Here is a 15,752-nt window from a genome sequence, read left to right as displayed (position 1 = left end):
CAGCAATCGACCACCCCTACCCAATTAGGCACTAAACAACCAATAGCAAAAGTGTTCAATAAATCATCACATGGTACAGTCACACGGCGCGCACATTATGGAACATCTGACGGTCTGGAACCCAGATGTGTCTTCACAAGAAATTACGAGGGATGAGCTTGATTAACAATAGCCCTCTCGGAGCACGGCAGCTAGATACGTTCGTTGCTAGCGCCGTTCTCGTGATTGCAATTCTGCTCTTTCCGCTACGCTTCTTTGCCTCGCAAATTCTAATCGAAACGATTCCGCTCGTCCTCGGGGGAGCGAGTGTCGTCTTTCTCGCTGTCAAGCACTACGGACACCCGGACACCTCGTTTACGAACTGGCAGCTATCCGAACACACCGTTCACATCCTGCGAGCAGTGACCATCGTCGGCCTCGGCGGCATGGTCTCTGTCGGCCTCCTCACCGCTGGCCGGACCATTCCGTTCTTCATGGTTGCCTCTGTCGTCGCCACTCTCATCTTCGTCCAGATTATCTTCGCACGCGAATCCGCGCTCAAACCCGGATTCATCATCGGCGAACTGCTGGTGTTCGCCCTTATCGTGCGGGGTATCGCACTGGTCACGACACCGGGATTGATTGGAGTCGATACCTGGACACACATCACCGAGTTCGCCGCCTCGATTCAACAGGCAGGCCACCTCTCGGGGATGGCAGACTCCAAATATTACGCCGCACCGCTGTATCACCTCTTTGTCGCACTCGCTGGAGAGTTGTTCGACTCCTCGCTCAGAACCGCAGTGTACGTCTCACTTGGCTTCGCTATCCCCTTCTCGACGCTGCTGATATACTTCACGTCGCGATACTTCCTCTCCGTTCGATGGTCACTGCTCGCGATGGCAATCTACAGCGTCAGCGACCACGTCGTTCGGTGGGGACTCGAAATCATTCCCACCAGCACGGGAGTGGTGTTCTTCATGGCGATATTCTATGGCGTTGCGAAAATCTACGTCAGCGAAAATCGCCGCCCACTGTACATCTTCGTGCTGTTCTTCAGCCTCGCAATCGTCCTCACACACCAGATTTCGTCGTTCGTCGCACTCGTCTTCCTCGGGACGGGAGCAGCGACACAACTCGCCTATCGGTACGCGCTTCCCGCACGAATCTCGCATCACCTGTACGACGCTCGCAAGCAGGTGAACTTCGTCGCGTTGTTCGCGTTCACGTTGCTCGTGACGTTCGTCGATTGGATGTACACACCGCTTTCGAGCGAATCGTTCCTCACCGGGATGATTGACCTGTTCAGACGCCAGTTCGAAGCCTACGCTGGCTTCCTCAACCTCGTCAGCAACACGTCTGTGACCGATAGCACCATCGAGTCGCTCATCACCACGATTCCGATGTCGGTCGGGCTCATCGACTCCCTCGGGTTCTTGCTGTTCTTACTCGTCACCCTCATCGGTTCGTTCACGCTTCTTCGACAGAACCGACTGAAGATGCTACACCTCACGTGGCTCGTCTCGGCGGGGGTCATGCTCTTCGTCGCGCTCGGCATGCCCATGTTCGGTATCTACACCTTCGTGCCGAACCGCTGGTTCGCCTTCCTGTTCGTCCCGATGGCGCTCGCCGCGGCGTTCGGAATCCGATATCTCACCGCGCATCACCCCTCGAAAGCCATCGTCGCTGGTATCCTCATCTTTGCCGTCGTCTTCCCCGGTGCGACACTCGTCGCACACAAAGGAACTCCGGACAACCCGGTGTTCAACGACATCTACCCCGAGTTCAGTTACTCGGAATCGGAACTCCAAGCCGCAGAGACGATATCGAGTATCCACCCGAACGACGCGACGCTTCAGACAGACCATCCGTACTGGACCGTCTACGAACGCAGGCAGCAAGACGAGCGGATGAAGCAGTTCGAGCTAACAGAAGAAGGAACGATAGCAGCTGACGCCGCAGTCTACCGGCGCTACCAAACGGAGGGTGCGCCGAAAGCGACGTACAACGGAGAGCTACTGCGCGTCCAACTCCCGTACGACTCCGTCTGTGGGTCGCGTGATACGGTGTACACGATTGGGGCGGTAGAATACTGCCGCTAGAGATGACTATGCTTCCAGATAACCCCACCCAAGACGTTGAATCGGTGTTCGACCAACGGTTCACCGCGATTCTCGTGGTACTCAGTGGCTACACCGCCCTCGCCGCAAACGTACTCTGGTGGTTCGAGTGGCTTCCGACGGTCGTTCGAATTCCACTTGCACTCCCGATACTGCTGTTCACGCCCGGATACACGGTTATCACCGCACTCGTTCCGACCTCCGCGAAACCCCCAGCAAAGCCCGATGCCGACCTGGCTGCCACAAATTCGTATCTCCCCGACGGCATCTCGCTGTTCGAGCGGATAACGCTCGCCGTCGTCATCTCCATCGCACTCGTGCCGATGGTTGCGCTCGTGGTCAACGCCGTTGCCGGGCTCAACGTTGGGTTGATTTTAATCGGTATCTCGCTCGTGACGGCGGGTGCCGCAGTAATCGCGGTGTACCGACGCCCGACGACGAGAACGCACGCCTACACAGGAGCGGCCACGAACACGAGCATCTGGGAGAACGTTCCAACCGACCGCATCACGCTCGGTGCAGTCGTCATCGCCCTCTTGTTGGTCGGGACGAGTGCCGCCGTCTCGATGACCGGTAGTGGGTCCCAAAGTATGACCGAGTTCTACGTCGGGAGTACGAACGAGAACGGCACTTTCGTCGCGAGTGGCTATCCACAGTCGTTCGATGTCGGCGAAGAAAAGCCGTACACCCTGAAGATTCGGTCGCACGAAGACGACCCACAACAGTACGAGATTGTGGGACTGCTCGTCTCGGAGGACGGCCAATCGGTGACCGAACTTGGCCGGACAACAGCGAACGTGCAACCCGGAGAGATAGCGACAGTCCAGTATCCGGTCGCACCGACGCAGAAAGAAGAGAACCTCACTGTCCAATTCCTGCTCTACCAGGGAGAAGCACCCCAAGATGTGACCGCCGAAACGGCACACCGCGTACTCGAAATATCGGTCACCGTCGGTGACTCAACAGTCGATACTGACAGTACTGAAACATTGATAGTGTCACCAGTTGAAGACATAAGAGACAATGGAGTGACAATATGAGTGAAGTGTCGTTTTCCCCAAACGGTTGGAGTAGCCCGGACAATTCGACAGAGAGCCCCAAAATCTCTGTCGTCATTCCGGCGCTTAACGAAGAAGAGAACATCGAAACGTGCCTCGAATCAGTGTTCGAAGCGTTTCGTGACGGCCCCTCGTTCGAAGTTATCCTCGTCGATTCGAACTCCGAGGATGCAACTGTCGAACGCGCCCAACAGTATCCAATTACAGTTCTCCAGATTACGGAAGACGACCTGACGACACCTGGCGCTGGTCGCTATGTCGGCTGGAAAGCAGCCAGTGGTGACTTGATTCTCTTCGTCGATGCCGACATGGAGGTTGCCACCGGGTGGATACAAGAAGCACAGCGTATCATCGAAGAGGACGACAGTGTTTCAGGTATCGATGGATACCTGAACGAAACAGAATCCGACGAGCAGAAATCTGTCAACGCGATCCACGGGGTGATGCTGTACGATGCAGCGGCCCTCGATGAAGTCGCTACGTTCGACCCATTCTTGAAGGGGTACGAAGACATCATCCTTGGGTTTCAGTTGCGGGCCGCCGGGTATGACTTGCTTCGGCTACCTACCGTCTCGGCCACACACGCTCGCCCCTACGAGATTTCGCAGTTGAAGCGCCGTTGGAGCAACGGCTACATGTACGGACTCGGGCAGGTGGTCCGCCAATCGCTGTCCTCGCCACAGATTCTGAAGCTCCTGTTGATTCGGAATCTCATGTTCGTCCTGTTCTTGCTGTTGTTTTCGCTCGGGGTGGCGACACTCGTCGTGAGTCCAGTGATGTTCGTCGGGTGGGTCGCGATGGCTGTGAGCCTGTTCGTCGCCGACGCACTCTGGGAAGGCCCATCGTTTGCAACAGAACGGTGGGTTCGGAACGGTATCTCGTGGATTGGGTTCTGTCGTGGGTTCGTCATGGAGGTTCGAGAGCCCTCCGAGTTCCCGCTAGAGACCGTCGATGTCGTCACAGAAAACGACTATCACGAGACGGGTCGTGAGATCAAACCCGTCGTTTCGGCATCGTAAGTCCGGTAAACAGCGTAGATTGATCCTCTTCTCAGCGTAGACGACAAATCAATCTCCCTCTCTCGTTCTCCCGCGGCGTCTAGAATACCCGATAGGTACTGGATAACAATGTGTAGTAGAGAAATATTGTCATTTGTAAATGATATTCAATAGTTATGACTGGTGTGAGACTGCTCCCTCGGTTTGGGTTGGGAGGCGCTGATGACTGGCTTCGTTGGCGGACACCTCACCGACACGGCACTCGAAAAGAGCGCCTCCGAAATCCATCAAGAACAGTGGTACGAGCGCGATGCGGACCACGTCGCCGGATTCGGACTGACTGCGTATCACCACGGCCCGAAAGACCCCGAAGGCTGCACGACGTGGCGAGACAGATGGCGAATGGGTGTTCTCTACGGGGTGGTGACGAACGAGGGCGAACTGAGCCGTGGTACGTTGTTCAACCAACTGCTGGACGATCCACACTCGTTGCTGCCCGAATTGGATGGCTCGTTTCTCATCGCCGCCATCGACAGTGAGGCCGAGCGTATTGTCCTCGCCAGCGACAAGCTGGGGACGCGGCATTTATATTACACTGACGGAGACCCCTTCGCGTTCGGAACCGAAGTCGGTGCGCTGACCACCCTCCTCGACGACCCACACGTCGACGAGCGAGCGATAAGTGACCTCGTTATGACCGGTCACGTGTGGGGAGACAAAACACTGGCAAGGGAGGTGAAGTATCTCCCGGCAGGGACGGTACTCGAATACGACCGCACGTCCGGCTACGAACGAAGTCGCTACTGGGAACATCCGTTCACGCAGAGTCGAGGCGAGTCGTATCTATCCGACCTCGCAGATGCCTATCGTGCGTCGGTTGCGGCCACCGCATCGACGGTGGGCGAAAGCGTCGGAATGTGGCTCTCGGGAGAACTCGATGACCGATTGTTGGCCGCGGAGTTCAGCCGTCACGGAAGCATGAGTGCGTACACTTCATCGTCTGCTTCGGGAGGGCATCCCAACCTCGCCCCAGCGGTTGTCGACGAACTCGGTATCGACACGAGACAGATACCAATCGACCCCGAGCAGTTTGTCGATTCCGTCGAGAAATCCGTCCAACTCACGAGCGGGATGGCCGAACTGGCGACACTTCTCGCGCCTTCTGCCGTGTTCAACACCCCGAGTACTCCTGACGTATTCATCGACGGGAATAGACAAGACAGCGCGTTGGGAGACGGAATTACCCGGTTAGCACTTACCCAGAGCAAGTCGCCCGAAGAGGCGCTCTACCGTGCTGGCCACCGGGTCGATGTGGACACTGTTCGCCGACTCTTGAACACCCCGTTCGACCCGATGACGTCGTTCCGCGAAGCAGTCCAAGCGAGCAACAAATCGGGGTTCTACAACGGGACGATGGACAGCTATTACCGGAACTCCGTCTCCAGGTCTGCGTTCGCACATACGCCGCTCGTCGAGAGCCAGGCCGGGACGCGAATCCCATTCAGCAACACGGCGTTCCTAACGGCAGTCGCGAAACTCCCACTGGAACACCGTGTTCGAACGCTCCCGTTCACCAACGGGGCGGTCCCGGCGGGAACGTCAGTCCCCAAACTCGAGCTGATGCGCCGACTCGACGAACGACTGGCGGCGGTCCCCGACGAACAGACGAACGTCGCACCCTCGCGGCCACTGTGGCAACACGCCACCGGAACCGCCATCGGCAGTTCGCTCAAAAGCCTTCGAAATCGTATGACGGGCGGTGTCGCCGACGACTCACAGTCGGACGATGGATGCTCGATGCTCTCCAAGTGGTACCGCGAAAACGAGGCATTCACCGAGTTCGTTGATTCCCTGCTCGACTCGGCCTGCGAACGGCCGTACTTCGACGCGGACGCAATTCGGCGATTACAGTGGAATCACCTCACGGGCGACGGGTCGTCCATGAATGCGCTCTCCGGCGTCATCACGAGTGAGTTGTGGATACAGCGATACATCGACCACCGAACGAACCGAACTGAACCAGCAGCCGTGACGACAGAAACCGCTAACGCTCGCTGAACTGATGCTGATTTTTGCAGAAAAATTCTCGTCCGAGAGCGACTGGCTACGTCGGACGGTTCGACTACGTCGTGACGGTGTGTTTCGACAGCGACGGCACCCGTTCGACGGTTCCGTAGTTGAGCGCCACTTGAACGATTACGTCGGTGAGGTTGACCTTGTCCGCGAGGAACGCATCGCGTTTGTCGGCCCAGCGAGCCTTCGATTCGTCGTCGGCGAGAATCTCCTCGGAGAGCTTGATAACCTCGTCGAACTCCCGAACGTTGTAGATGAGTCCCTCGCGTTCGAGTGCTTTGAAGTTCCCCATGTCGTCTTCGCCGACGAAGGAGTTCGACCGAATCGCGGGCGTGCCGAGTAAGGCCGCTTCGGTCACCATCGTCTGCGTGTCGGCGACGAGGAGGCTCGCTTCCGAGAGTACGTCGTGAATGAGCGCCGGGTGGAAATCGAAGGGCCGGGTGTCGAGGTCGCCGTCGCGGCGTTCTTCGCTCTCGTCGAGGACGAACACGGTTGCGTACTCGCTCAGCGTCTCGATGAGTTTGCGGCGGCGTTCGGGGGTGAACCCCTTGTGCCCTACGTCGTGGTGCGAGCCAAAGGCGTTGAAACGGACGACAGCGAACTTCTCGTCGGGTTCTAACCCGAGTTCTTCTCGGATATCGACAGAGGGTTCGAACACGTCGGGGTGGAGATAGGCGGTCTCTTTGAATCCGCGGAACTGGTAGTGGTTCTTTGCAAGTTCCTTGCCGAAGGTGTGCGGGGTGAGAATGGCCTTCGCGAATGGGCGAGAGACGATGTGGTCGATGGACGTTGGCTCGGAGTCGAGGACGAGGACGGTCGGCGTCCGCGAGATTGCTCCGGCGTGTGCCGAGTAGCCACCCATGCCGAAGATGAGGTCCGGCTTGAACTTTCGAACCTCACGGAAGATGTTCCAGTAGTGGAACGGGAGTTCCTTGAACAGCGAATTCTTCGTCGTCTCGCACTTGCCGTAGATGACGTGCGGGAGGTCGTAGTACTCCAACAAGTCCTTGGTACAACCGTAGTCGCGTCCAAGGATGAGAACGTCGTGACCCTGCCGTTGCAACTCGCGCACTGCGTACTTGTAGAGGTGGACGTGCGCGGGAGTGTTTGTGAAGAACACGTATCGCATAAGTTCTGTCCGAGATGAGGACGCCTGCAAGAGTAGTTATTCAGCGTCTACCCATGCGAGCCCGGACGAATCTCGCCAGTTGGGAGACACCAGCCTGGTGATTACACCCACCATAACAAAACGACGAACGCCCCTCAGGTGTCCAGCAAAGACGATCCGAAACTCGCACTAGTCCGAGTGACCGATTTCGGCGAAAGTGGCACGATACTCGGCGTCCTCTTGAATATAGAAATGGTACCATCCTCCACCGCGGCTGCCGACCCGCACAGAATACATGCAAGTTCACGCGTGGAGCCTCGCTAATGTGGCCGTGGGAACACCTCGCAGTCGGCTACATCGCCGTCTCGATGTGGGCGCGAGCGGCGAATAGACCACTCGATGGCTTTGCCGTTCTTGCGGTGGCCTTCGGGACGCAATTCCCCGACCTTATCGACAAGCCCCTCGCGTGGTCGTTCAATATCTTCCCCGGCGGAATTTCGGTTGCTCACTCGGTTTTCGTCTCGATTCCGCTGGCACTCCTCGTCGTCCTCGTCTCCAGACGCTACGGAGTCACGACTGTTGGTGTCGCGTTCGCACTCGGCTATCTCTCACACATTCCCGCAGACCTGTTCTACAGCGGGTTCTTCTTCGGGAACTACGGCGCGTTAGATTCGTTCCTGTGGCCACTGTCACACAGCGGCGAAACCGCGACAAACGGCTTCTTCGGACAGGTGTGGTACTACCTGAGCCGGTTCATCTTCTACCTCCGACGGCCGGAAGCGCTCGCCTACCTGCTGTTCGAACTCGTCCTCGTCGGCAGTGCATTCGTCCTCTGGATTGCAGACGGAAAGCCCGGAGTCGAGCTTTTGAAGCGTTCCTTGACAGAGATTCGTCGAAGTGCATCCCGGTAACCCGGTCGGCCAATCGAGCGAACGGGTGTAAATGAATGCTTTGTGTCGAAAAAGAGGTCGGTAACGCTGTTTCACGGGTAGCAATCACTCCATAACAAAGCCGTTACCGAGACTGAATTTCGCTGAGGCAGGCACGCCCCCGCCGAAATGAAAATGACACCAATGATTTTACCCTCGACTCGGCACTCCGCCGAGGATGCTCGGCCGTCGAATCGCCGCGAACACGCCGGAGGAGTACGATGAGCGCCGAATCCGAAACTGGTTCCCTCATCGACGAGGGGGTCACAGTCGGCTACGGAGACGGCTCCGAGCCAACGATTGGCGAGCGCGCGCGGATTCGCGCAGGCTCGATTATCTACCACGACGTCGAGATTGGTGACGATTTCATCACCGGCCACAACGTGCTGGTCCGCGAGCACACCACCATCGGCGACAAGGTCCTCATCGGGACGCAATCGGTCGTCGATGGGAACACGACCATCGGCTCACACGTCAGCATCCAGACGAACGTCTACATCCCGACGAATACACACATCGGCAACGACGTGTTCGTCGGCCCCGGCGTCGTGATGACCAACGACATGTACCCGATTCGCTCGGAGTACGAACTCACCGGGCCGACGCTCGAAGATAACGTCTCTATCGGCGCGAACGCGACCATCCTCCCCGGTGTCACCATCGGCGAAGGCGCGTTCGTCGCCGCCGGAGCAGTCGTCATCGAGGATGTGCCGCCACACACGCTCGCAGTGGGTGCCCCAGCCACGTACCGCGAACTGCCTGCACCCCTCCAAGGAGAGAACACGATTCGCAAATGATGACTGACAAGCATATCTCAATCGCCGCCCCCCAGCTCGGAGACGAAGAGTTCGAGCGCGTGAAGGCGGTCATGGAAAGCGGAATTATCGCAGACGGCCCCGAGGTTCGGGGCTTCGAGCGTGAGTTTGCAGACTACTGCGAGGCCGACTACGGCGTCGCAACGTCGAACGGGACGACGGCTCTCCACGCCGCACTCCACGCGCTCGGCATCGGACCTGGCGACCGCGTTCTGACGACACCGTTTACGTTCATCGCCACGGCCAACTCCGTCGCCCTCACGGGTGCCGAAGTCGATTTCGTCGATATCGACCCGCAGACGTACAACCTCGACCCCGACGCGCTCGAAGCGCGGCTCAAAGCCGGAGAACAGGTCGATGCCGTCATCGTCGTCCACCTCTACGGCCTTCCAGCCGACATGGGGCGGTTCGTCGAACTCGCAGAGACGTACGACTTCGCGCTCATCGAAGACGCCGCACAGGCCCACGGGGCGACTATCAACGGCCAACCCGTCGGTTCGTTCGGTGATGCCGCGTGCTTCTCGTTCTACCCGACGAAGAACATGACCACGGGCGAAGGTGGGATGATTACCACCAACGACCCCGACGTGGCCGAACGCGCCGCTCGATTCATCGACCACGGTCGTGTCACCGGCTACGAACACTCCGAAGTGGGTCACAACTTCCGGATGACGAGTATCGCCGCCGCCATCGGTCGCGCTCAACTCAAGCGCCTGCCCGTCTTCACGACAGTTCGACAGGCCAACGCGAAACTGCTCACCGAACTCCTCGAAGACGCCCCGGTCACCACGCCGTACGTCCCCGAGGGGACAGAACACGTCTTCCACCAGTACACTGTCCAGTGCGACCAGGTCGAGCGTGATGCACTCAAATCCTACCTCGATTCACAGAACATCGACACGGGCGTCTACTACCCCAAACCGGTCCACCACCAAGAACCGTACAAGCACCTCAACGTCTCTGCGCCGGTCGCAGAGGAAGTTTCCAAGCGGGTGCTGTCGCTGCCGGTTCACCCCGGACTCGACGGTGACGACGTAAAGCGCATCGGCCGCAGCGTCGCCCGCTACGCGGAGGTGGTGACGTGAGCCGAGACGCCAATCGAATCGTCAAAGCCGGAGTTATCGGCGTCGGGTCGATGGGAACGAACCACGCCCGCGTCTACTCCGAACTCCGCAATGTCGAACTCGTCGGCGTCGCAGACGCCGACCTCGCCCGCGCGAAATCGGTCGCCGAAGACTTCGGAACCGACGCGTACACTATCGACGACCTGCTGGACCACGCCGATGTCGTCAGTGTCGTCGTTCCAACGCCGTACCACGCCGACATCGCGCGAAAGTGCATCGAAAAAGGCGTCCACGTCCTCGTCGAGAAACCGTTCGTCGAAGACCTCGACGAAGGCCGCGCACTGGCGCAATTCGCCAAAGAACGCGAAGTGACGCTCCAAGTCGGCCACATCGAGCGGTTCAACCCTGCAGTTCGCGCGCTCAGCAAGTTGCTGGACGAAGTCGAACCCATCGCCTTCACAGCGAATCGCCTCGGCCCGCCACTCGACCGGCAGATGGGCGACGGCGTCGTGATGGACCTCATGATTCACGATATCGATATCCTCCTCTCGCTCGTGGATTCCAAGGTCCAATCCGTCGCGGCCGCGAGTGCCGCCGACGAACAGTACTCAACGGCCCAGTTGACCTTCGAAAACGGCATGATTGGCTCGCTGACCGCGAGTCGCATGACCCAACAGAAGACGCGAACCCTCGATATTACGACCACAGACCGACTCATCCGCGTCGATTATCTCAATCAGTCGGTCCAGATATTCCGCCAATCGAGACCTGATTACCTGCGTGACAACGGAAACATCCGCTATCGCCACGAAGTAGTCATGGAACAGCCGATGCTGGAGACCGGCGAGCCCCTGAAGTACGAACTCGAATCGTTCATCGAGAGTGCGATGACGGGCGAACCGCCGTTGGTCTCGGCCGAAGATGGCCTCCGAGCCATCGAGATGGCCCGACGCATCGAAGAACACGCCGCAGGAGGGACCCACGACCCGGTGACACAATGATAGGACTCTACAATACTACACTCTCGTCTGACGAACAGCAACAGGCCCTCCGCCGCGGGGACGTCCCCGTCGCAGTCTACGGCCTCGGAAAGATGGGTCTCCCCCTCGCAGCAGTCTACGCCAAAGCGACTGGCAACGTCACCGGCATGGACATCAGTGAAGACGTCGTCCAACAATTGAACGACGGGCAGTGCCACGTCGCCAAGGAACCGGGACTCCCAGAACTCGTCGCCGAACAGGTCGAGCGTGGTGCATTCCGCGCGACGACCGACGGCGAAGAAGCCGCCGACAGAGCCTCGATTCACGTCATTATCGTGCCCACGCCGCTGTCGGACGACAAGGAGCCCGACCTCTCGATATTCGAGTCCGTCCTCGACACCATCGCCACGGGCATCAAGGCGGGCGATATGGTCATCGTCGAGTGTACGGTCCCGCCGGGAACCAGCAAAGATCTCGTTGCACCCTACATCGAAGCCGCGAGCGGCCTCTCGCGTGACGAGTTCGGTGTCGCCTTCTGTCCCGAGCGAACCTCGTCGGGGCAGGCACTCGAAGACATCACCGAGTCGTACCCGAAAATCGTCGGTGGCGTCGATGCCGAGTCCACCCGTGTGGCCTCGCTCATCTACGGCGAGATAACCTCGAACGAGGTTATCGAGATGAGCGATGCGACCACCGCGGAGTCGGTGAAACTGTTCGAAGGCCTCTACCGCGACGTGAACATCGCGCTGGCGAACGAACTCGGTCGTATCCGCGACGACCTTGGAATCGACGTGCGCGAGGCAATCGACGCCGCGAACACCCAACCGTTCTGTAACATCCACGCACCCGGTCCCGGCGTCGGCGGGCACTGTATCCCGTGGTACCCATACTTCGTCACGAGTCGCGTCGAGACGGAGACGCCGTTGATTCTCACCGCACGCGAGGTCAACGACAGCATGCCCGCCTTTACGGCACAGAAACTCGCCGACGAACTCGGTGAGATGGGCCGCGATATCGACGGTTCGACGGTTGCCGTCCTCGGCGTTACCTACCGACCCGGTGTCGCAGAAACCCGCGCCACACCCGCCGCAGGCGTCATCGAGATGCTCTCCGACCTTGGTGCAACCGTCCTCGCAGTGGACCCGATGCTCGATGATGGGGTTATCGCATCCTTCGGTGCGACCCCCGTCGCGCTCGATTCGCTGGCGACCCACGATATCGACGGTATGGTCCTCGTCACGCCGCACGAAGAGTTCGATACCATCGACTGGGCGGCCTTCGACGACCTCGTCGTCATCGACGGGCGCGGCACGCTCGGCGACATCGGCCACCGCGTCTACACGGTCGGCAGTGGGCTGACCGAGACGGAACGCCAGCAGAAAGTGGCGACCGACGGAGGCGACCGATGAGTAAAATCCTCTCTGTCGTCGGCGCTCGCCCACAGTTCATCAAGGCGTTTCCCGTCTCGGCGGCGCTCCGCGAGCAGCACGACGAGGTGTTGGTCCACACCGGCCAGCACTACGACGAGTCCATGTCGGGCGTCTTCTTCGACGAACTCGACATCCCGAAACCCGACTACAACCTCGGTGTCGGGTCCGGCCCCCACGCGCTTCAGACCGCCGAGATGATGCAGAAGCTCGACGCGGTCATGGAAGACGAAGACCCGGATATCGTCCTCGTCTACGGAGATACGAACTCCACGCTCGCCGCCGCACTCGTGGCGTCAAAGCGCAGACCGCTCGTCGCGCACGTCGAGGCCGGACTCCGCAGTTACAACTGGGAGATGCCCGAGGAAGTCAATCGCGTCCTCACCGACCACTGCTCGGACATGCTCTTTGCACCGTCAGAATCGGCCGCGCTCACCCTCGAATCAGAGGGCGTCACCGAGGGCGTCTACGTGACCGGCGACGTCCAGTACGACGCGATTCTCAAGAGCCGTGCGACCGCACGCGAACACTCGACTGTCCTCGAAGACCTCGGTCTACGAGACGGTGAGTACATCCTCGCAACCGTCCACCGCGCCGCCAACACAGATGACCACGAAAAACTCGAAAATATCGTCTCTGGCCTGTCTGCGGCCGGAAAAACGGTCGTCTTCCCAATTCACCCGCGAACCGAGAACGCGCTCAAAAACGCTGGGCTCTGGACGCGCGTGGTCGAAGACGAGCATCTCATGGTCGTCGACCCGGTCGGCTACCTCGACTTCGTCCGCCTGCTCGACGGTTCCGAGCGAGTCGCAACCGACTCTGGCGGCGTCCAGAAAGAGGCATTCTATCTCGACAAGCGGTGTGTCACACTCCGTGACGAGACCGAATGGGTCGAAACCGTCGATGCTGGGTGGAACACCCTCGTCGGTGCCGACCCCGTGGCAATCGAACGGGCGCTCCAATCGACCGATGGCCTCCCCGAAAAGCCATCCCTGTACGGTGACGGAACCGCAGCAGCGCGAATCGTCGATGCAATTGCGGAGTTCGGCGATGAGTGAGTTTGCCCTCCTCCTCACGCACGACGTTGACCGCCCGTACAAGACGTATCAGGGGCTCTACTACGGCCTGAAAGAGCAATCGCTGTACCACCTCAAGACGTTCTTACTCCAGCAAAATCCCTACTGGCAGTTCGAGGAGATAATCGAACTCGAACGAGAACGCGGTGTTCGCTCGTCGTTCTACTTCCTGAACGAACCGAGTCTGCTCCGAACCGGGAGCGTCAGCGACTGGCTCGAAGCCAAGAACTGGATCGAACACTTCGGACGGTACGACATCACCGACGAGCAACTCGTCGACGTCATCCGCGACCTCGAGGACAGTGGCTGGGAGGTCGGTATGCACGGTTCGTTCCGGTCCAGTGACGACTACCGAAAGCTCAAAGCCGAGAAAACCGCCCTCGAAGAGGTACTCGGTCACGAGATTGTCGGTGGGCGACAGCACCACCTCAAACTCGGCTCTCGAACCTGGCAGTACCACCGCGACCTCGGCCTCAGGTACGACGCCAGTCTCGGGTCGAGTCGAACCTACGGTTTCGAAAACGGCTACCAACCGATTCGTCCGTTCGACGATTCGTTTACCGTCTTCCCGCTCACGCTGATGGAGATGGCGCTGCCCGACCCAAGCGAGAACTACGACGAAGCGTGGGCAATCTGCGAAGAGTTGCTCATCGAGGCCAAGGAGAACGACGCGGTGATGACCGTGCTGTGGCACCCGCGATACTTTAACGAAGTCGAGTTCCCCGGCTACCGCCGCCTCTACTGCGAACTCATCGAGTGGGCGCTTGCCAACGGCGCATGGGTCGGCCCGGTCGGAGACTACTACCAGCAGTTCCTTTCGAACGATACTCCCGAATCAGCGGTCATTTCGGCCTCATCCTCCTGGACTCAGCATTCGAACGGCAGCATGTAGGAACACCCTGCGAGGGGATAGACGCCGCATAACAATTCCACCCGAATGCATTTCATAACTCGAACATGACTCTCAGGATTTCGCGTATGAACGGCGGCCTGAGAGAGTACGGAGTGAGATACCCCGCTTCGAAACCATGACAATAGAAATTAGAGAATTAGATGCAAGCCAGCGAGAGGAGTGGGACGGCTACGTCGCACGCTCTCCAGATGCTGGACTCTTCCATCAGTATCACGCACTCACGGTGCAAGCCACCTATTCGGACGCAGTGTTGCATCCACTCGTTGGGTTCAACGGGAACGAACCGATTGGGCTATTTCCAATCTTCGAGGTGGAGAAAGGACCGTTCAAAGCGGCCTTTTCCCCACCCCCGGACATCCGAGTGACGTACCTCGGTCCAGCCATGCTGGACATGGGGTGTATGAAGGCACGCAAGGCCGAGCAACTCCGAACGGAGTTCATCGAAGGCTGCCGTGAATGGGTCGAACTCTCGTTCAACCCACACTACACGCACATCCGAACAAACGGGTCGTACGACGATATGCGACCGTTTCTCTGGGAAGGCTGTGACGCCGAACCAAAGTACACCTATCTCGTCGATATCCAACCGGACGAAGACGACCTCCTGATGTCGTTCAGTCGAAACGCGCGACGTAACATCCGCGACGGTCGGAAGTTGGCCTCGAACATCACCGTCGGCGGCGTCGATGAAATTCGAAACATCGTCGAACAGGTGAAAGCGCGATACGAAGAACAGGACGAGTTCTTCGGTATCCCATCGAATTTCGTGGTCGATCTGTACGAGGGACTCCCAGAAGGGCAGATCAAGCCCTACGTCTTCCGCGACGGTGACGAGTTCGTCGGCGGCATCATCGCACTCGAATACGGTGACAGGGTCTACCGCTGGCAAGGTGGTGTCAAGACAGAAAACGACGTGGACGGCCAAATCAACGACAACCTCGACTGGCGAGTGATGATGGATGCAAAAGCGAATGGCAAGTCGTGGTACGACCTCGTCGGTGCCAACAATCCCCGGCTCAACGGCTACAAGAGCAAGTTCAATCCGACACTCGAGATGCACTACCAAATCGAACACGGGTCGAGATTAGCCAAGACGGTCGCACACGTCTACAAACACACTCTCACGCCGCTCGTGAGTCCGAGCAGGTCGTCGCGTCGCCCGCCACCCGTTGCGGTGATGGAGGCCCTGTACAAGCGATTTCACTGACGAAC

13 protein-coding genes are annotated in these 15,752 nt (G+C 58.8%); 12 read left to right on the top strand and 1 reads right to left on the bottom strand.

Annotation, left to right across the window (positions count from 1 at the left end):
• Positions 1–152: 152 nt before the first annotated feature.
• The 4 genes from ACK509_RS15995 (at position 153) to ACK509_RS15980 (ending at position 6,213) form a co-directional block, all read left to right on the top strand.
• Positions 153–2,081, top strand: coding sequence for a hypothetical protein (locus ACK509_RS15995; RefSeq protein WP_410767565.1), 1,929 nt, complete (start codon positions 153–155; stop codon positions 2,079–2,081).
• A gap of 2 nt (positions 2,082–2,083) precedes the next feature.
• Complete coding sequence (locus ACK509_RS15990; RefSeq protein ID WP_410767564.1) at positions 2,084–3,139, top strand: DUF1616 domain-containing protein; 1,056 nt, start codon at positions 2,084–2,086, stop codon at positions 3,137–3,139.
• Entirely contained in the window at positions 3,136–4,176 is a 1,041-nt protein-coding gene (locus ACK509_RS15985) for a glycosyltransferase (RefSeq protein ID WP_410767563.1), read from the top strand. Before ACK509_RS15990 ends, ACK509_RS15985 begins: the two co-directional genes overlap by 4 nt.
• A gap of 201 nt (positions 4,177–4,377) precedes the next feature.
• Positions 4,378–6,213 carry an asparagine synthase gene (locus ACK509_RS15980; RefSeq protein ID WP_410767562.1) on the top strand — a complete coding sequence of 612 codons (1,836 nt, stop codon included), beginning with the start codon at positions 4,378–4,380 and terminating at the stop codon, positions 6,211–6,213.
• Between the two features lie 64 nt (positions 6,214–6,277).
• Here the strand turns inward: ACK509_RS15980 and ACK509_RS15975 are convergent, their stop codons facing one another.
• Entirely contained in the window at positions 6,278–7,357 is a 1,080-nt protein-coding gene (locus ACK509_RS15975) for a DUF354 domain-containing protein (protein ID WP_410767561.1), read from the bottom strand.
• A gap of 302 nt (positions 7,358–7,659) precedes the next feature.
• Between ACK509_RS15975 and ACK509_RS15970 the strand changes: the two genes are divergently transcribed.
• From ACK509_RS15970 to ACK509_RS15935, 8 genes are all read left to right on the top strand, one after another.
• Positions 7,660–8,247, top strand: coding sequence for a metal-dependent hydrolase (locus tag ACK509_RS15970; RefSeq protein WP_410767560.1), 588 nt, complete (start codon positions 7,660–7,662; stop codon positions 8,245–8,247).
• 239 nt (positions 8,248–8,486) lie between these two features.
• A complete protein-coding gene (locus tag ACK509_RS15965; RefSeq protein WP_410767559.1) occupies positions 8,487–9,062 on the top strand; it encodes a DapH/DapD/GlmU-related protein in 576 nt (191 codons plus the stop codon).
• Positions 9,062–10,165 carry a DegT/DnrJ/EryC1/StrS family aminotransferase gene (locus ACK509_RS15960; RefSeq protein WP_410767558.1) on the top strand — a complete coding sequence of 368 codons (1,104 nt, stop codon included), beginning with the start codon at positions 9,062–9,064 and terminating at the stop codon, positions 10,163–10,165. Before ACK509_RS15965 ends, ACK509_RS15960 begins: the two co-directional genes overlap by 1 nt.
• On the top strand, positions 10,162–11,145 hold the full coding sequence (locus tag ACK509_RS15955) for a Gfo/Idh/MocA family oxidoreductase (protein WP_410767557.1): 984 nt from the start codon (positions 10,162–10,164) through the stop codon (positions 11,143–11,145). The genes ACK509_RS15960 and ACK509_RS15955 overlap by 4 nt, the downstream gene beginning before the upstream one ends.
• Positions 11,142–12,533: a nucleotide sugar dehydrogenase gene (locus ACK509_RS15950; protein ID WP_410767556.1), complete on the top strand. Its 1,392-nt coding sequence runs from the start codon at positions 11,142–11,144 to the stop codon at positions 12,531–12,533. Before ACK509_RS15955 ends, ACK509_RS15950 begins: the two co-directional genes overlap by 4 nt.
• A complete protein-coding gene (gene wecB, locus ACK509_RS15945; RefSeq protein ID WP_410767555.1) occupies positions 12,530–13,609 on the top strand; it encodes a non-hydrolyzing UDP-N-acetylglucosamine 2-epimerase in 1,080 nt (359 codons plus the stop codon). Before ACK509_RS15950 ends, wecB begins: the two co-directional genes overlap by 4 nt.
• Complete coding sequence (locus ACK509_RS15940) at positions 13,602–14,519, top strand: polysaccharide deacetylase family protein (protein WP_410767554.1); 918 nt, start codon at positions 13,602–13,604, stop codon at positions 14,517–14,519. The genes wecB and ACK509_RS15940 overlap by 8 nt, the downstream gene beginning before the upstream one ends.
• Before the next feature lie 136 nt (positions 14,520–14,655).
• A complete protein-coding gene (locus ACK509_RS15935) occupies positions 14,656–15,747 on the top strand; it encodes a lipid II:glycine glycyltransferase FemX (RefSeq protein WP_410767553.1) in 1,092 nt (363 codons plus the stop codon).
• Positions 15,748–15,752 lie beyond the last annotated feature (5 nt).

The sequence above is a fragment of the Haloferax sp. DFSO60 genome (genome assembly GCF_046557615.1).
Taxonomy (GTDB): domain Archaea; phylum Halobacteriota; class Halobacteria; order Halobacteriales; family Haloferacaceae; genus Haloferax.
The sequence above is the reverse complement of the archived record's forward strand: the minus strand, read 5'-3'. Positions and strand labels throughout refer to the sequence as shown.

Bases quoted from the DNA above. Each gene is read 5' to 3' on its own strand.
- ACK509_RS15960 (WP_410767558.1), top strand. From the start codon at position 9,062: ATGACTGACAAGCATATCTCAATCGCCGCCCCCCAGCTCGGAGACGAA.
- ACK509_RS15985 (WP_410767563.1), top strand. From the start codon at position 3,136: ATGAGTGAAGTGTCGTTTTCCCCAAACGGTTGGAGTAGCCCGGACAAT.
- ACK509_RS15980 (WP_410767562.1), top strand. From the start codon at position 4,378: ATGACTGGCTTCGTTGGCGGACACCTCACCGACACGGCACTCGAAAAG.
- ACK509_RS15995 (WP_410767565.1), top strand. From the start codon at position 153: ATGAGCTTGATTAACAATAGCCCTCTCGGAGCACGGCAGCTAGATACG.
- ACK509_RS15990 (WP_410767564.1), top strand. From the start codon at position 2,084: ATGACTATGCTTCCAGATAACCCCACCCAAGACGTTGAATCGGTGTTC.
- ACK509_RS15965 (WP_410767559.1), top strand. From the start codon at position 8,487: ATGAGCGCCGAATCCGAAACTGGTTCCCTCATCGACGAGGGGGTCACA.
- ACK509_RS15950 (WP_410767556.1), top strand. From the start codon at position 11,142: ATGATAGGACTCTACAATACTACACTCTCGTCTGACGAACAGCAACAG.
- ACK509_RS15935 (WP_410767553.1), top strand. From the start codon at position 14,656: ATGACAATAGAAATTAGAGAATTAGATGCAAGCCAGCGAGAGGAGTGG.
- wecB (WP_410767555.1), top strand. From the start codon at position 12,530: ATGAGTAAAATCCTCTCTGTCGTCGGCGCTCGCCCACAGTTCATCAAG.
- ACK509_RS15970 (WP_410767560.1), top strand. From the start codon at position 7,660: ATGTGGCCGTGGGAACACCTCGCAGTCGGCTACATCGCCGTCTCGATG.
- ACK509_RS15940 (WP_410767554.1), top strand. From the start codon at position 13,602: ATGAGTGAGTTTGCCCTCCTCCTCACGCACGACGTTGACCGCCCGTAC.
- ACK509_RS15975 (WP_410767561.1), bottom strand. From the start codon at position 7,357: ATGCGATACGTGTTCTTCACAAACACTCCCGCGCACGTCCACCTCTAC.